We start from the raw sequence: 2853 nt of genomic DNA on the forward strand, positions 1-2853 counted from the left end.
CCTTGACGGCGGCGACGGCGGCGACGTTGACGTTGATCTTGTTCTCGTCCTCGGCAGTGACCTTGAAGCTGATCGTGGTCTGGGTGAAGGGCAGGTACTGGATGGATTGGATGACTGGCAGGACGAAGTCGCGTCCGCCGGGGTGGATGATCTTGACCGTTCCGCGGTTCGACCCGGAGATCAGACCGGTGAGGTTGGAGGGGACGACGACGATCCGGCTGAACAGGTAGATCAGGACCAGGATCACGATGATGGCGATGGCCGCGATCGCACCGATGAGCGTTACATCCATATTGTCTTCCTTTCTTCTCGGGATGGTGGGGAGCGGTGAGGAGGGCCGGCGCGTCGCTGCTGCCCGTCAGCGGGTGGTCAGCTGTCGATCTGCTCCCAAGGGGTGATGGTGAGGAGGGAGTCGGCAGCGTCGAGCACCCAGGCGCTCTGACCCGAGCGCAACGACTCCTCGGAGCGCGCCGGCAGCGTGAGCTGGTTGCCGCGTGCGACGGCACGGACCTCGCCGCTGCCGTCCTTCCACCACAGGACGGTGACCTTCTCACCGACGAGCTCCGCAGCGGTGGGAGGAGCGGTATCCAGCGGCATGGTCCGTCTCAGGCGGTTCCACAGCCAGCGCGTGACCATGCCCGAGGCGATCGCCAAGGCTGTGGGAACGCCCCACAGCGCGGTCGCCGGGACCTGTAGTGCGGCGGATCCCGACACGGCGCTCATCCCCATGCCGATCGCGCCGAACACGGCCACCGGCAGGGCCAGGACCGGCACCATCCCGTCGGGGAGAAACGCGTCCAGCAGCCCGTCGAACAGGATCCCGGCCAACAGAGCGGTGCAGCCGATGATCGTGCACCAGATGAAGATGCTCACACCGGCTCCCTTCCGTGGAAGCCCCATCGGCTTCCCGCACTGGGATTCTCCCACGGCGGCCGGAACCGGATGCCGAGATGGGATGGGGAGAAGGACCCTGTGGTCGATTCAGGCGCCGCGCGCCCGGGGGATCGACGTTTGAGGAACTGCCGGGACCGCCGTGGTCTCCTGCGTGTCCGAGTCGGCCGTGCGGGCGGGGGCCGTTGTCCGGTGTGAGCCGACGGCGCGGGCGGGGACGGCGCCGGCCGCGGCCACGGCGGAGGTCTGCTCGGTGCGATGGGGTGAGGGGGGACTGGTTCGACCCTGTGCCTGGGCGGGCATGATCCCGTAGCCGCTCGCATCCGCTGCGGCGGCGGCTGACGCGGCGGAGGTCGTGGATGACCGCGGAGCCGAGGGCATCGTGACCGTACGGGCGACCACCGCTGCTGCCCTCACTGGTGAGGATGTCGGAGACGTGACCGGCGGGCTCGTAGGGATGGAGTCGGACTGCGGTCGCGGCGGCTCGGGCTGCCTCGGAGTCACTGCCGGGGGCGCGGTTGATTCTGTTGATTCCGTTGGCGCGGCTGGTGTCCCCGGTGGGACAGGCGTGTCCGGCTCGACCGTGTGTCTCCTGGTCGGTGCCTCGCCGAGGACCGGTGCGGAGACGGCCTCCGTCTCCTCGGTGCTGGCCGAGGCCGTGGAGGTCGCGGGCTTCGCGGAGGACGGCTGGGCCCGGGAGTGCGGTTGGGCTTCCCGGGCGTGAGAAACGGCCGCCGAAGAAGGTGAGGGCGCCGGTGCGTGAGTATCGCCGCGCCCTGCAACGAGCGGTTCCCACACGATACTGGGCTGCGTCAGTGTCGTTTCGGTCGTTTCGGTCGTCTCGGTGGCCCCGGCTGCTTCGGATGCTGTGACCTCCGGTGCCGCCCGTCTGCGCGCTCGCCGCTGGCGTCGTCGGGGTTCGGAGGCGGAGGCGTGAGCGGCGCGGGAAGCACTGGTGGGGCTCCCGGAGTCCGTGGCGCCTCCCGGGCCGGCGGGTCCCGCGAAGCGGCCGAGGTCGTAGTGGGCGGGGTCCTGTCCGGCGTGGCGCAGCACGTCCTCCAGAGGGCTGAGCAGTGCCAGGCGGAAGGCCGGGTCGACGCAGTGGGCGTTGATCGCCCCCCAGATCTGGTCCGCGGTCAGAGACTCCTCGGAGGATCCCAAGTCATTGCGGATCGCGATGACGAGGTCTGACTCAAGACGCGCGTAGGCCATGGCGTACGCGATCGGCCAGGGTGCCCCGGGGCGTTGGGTGCGCAGGAGGGCGAAGTTCCGCAACGCCCGCAGCACCTCGTCCGAGCCGCCCACGAGCGCCCCCACCCGCATCCGGTCCAGCGCCTCGTTCTTCAGAACCCCTGCCCCTTCGGGACCCAGCAGGTGCTTGGAGTCCTCGACGACCTCCCGCAGGAAGAGCCTGTAGGCGGCGATGCTGTCCGGCATCGTGCGCTCCTTGCTCATGGAACGCAATCTTTCAGCGGCGTGACGCGCCGCCAGATGGGCAGCGTCGGCCTCGGACTGGACCGCGTCGATCCGCGCGATGCTGGTCCGGGAAATCTGTGATGCCTCCTCAATGGCCCGGTCCGCATGCGCCGTGGAACGCCGCGCGGTGAAGACGGCGGCAGTGGCAACCAGGGCCGAGACCCCGGCTGCGATGGAGGCCACGATGGCGACTACGGACAGATCCATGACCCTATACTGCCCGCAATCGACTCAATAATGCCGAGAAAAACACCTCTCCAGATAGTCCCCAGACTCTCTGAGGACAGTGCTCAGGCAAGACGGTGCTCCTTCGTTCCCTGGGACTTCCGGCGGTACGCGACGATCTGCGGCGCGGTAGCGTCAGGACCATGAAGAAACTCATCAACTCCGTTGACAGCGTGGTCACGGACGCCCTGCGGGGCATGGCCGCGGCCCACCCCCACGAGCTCGACGTCGACCTCGACCAGCACATCGTCTACCGCCGCA

General features: G+C 68.6%; 3 protein-coding genes. All 3 read right to left on the minus strand.

What is annotated here, in order from left to right; translation table 11 throughout:
• On the minus strand, positions 1 to 292 hold a 292-nt coding region (locus RWR81_RS13415), incomplete at its 3' end, for an SPFH domain-containing protein (protein WP_399498464.1).
• Between the two features lie 77 nt (positions 293 to 369).
• Positions 370 to 873 (minus strand): nodulation protein NfeD, encoded by a 504-nt coding sequence (locus tag RWR81_RS13420; protein WP_314458207.1) that lies wholly within the window; start codon positions 871 to 873, stop codon positions 370 to 372.
• A gap of 108 nt (positions 874 to 981) precedes the next feature.
• Positions 982 to 2574, minus strand: a complete 1593-nt coding sequence (locus RWR81_RS13425; RefSeq protein WP_314458208.1) for a hypothetical protein — start codon at positions 2572 to 2574, stop codon at positions 982 to 984.
• Positions 2575 to 2853 lie beyond the last annotated feature (279 nt).

This window comes from uncultured Actinomyces sp., assembly GCF_963526355.1.
In the GTDB taxonomy this organism is placed as follows: domain Bacteria; phylum Actinomycetota; class Actinomycetes; order Actinomycetales; family Actinomycetaceae; genus Actinomyces.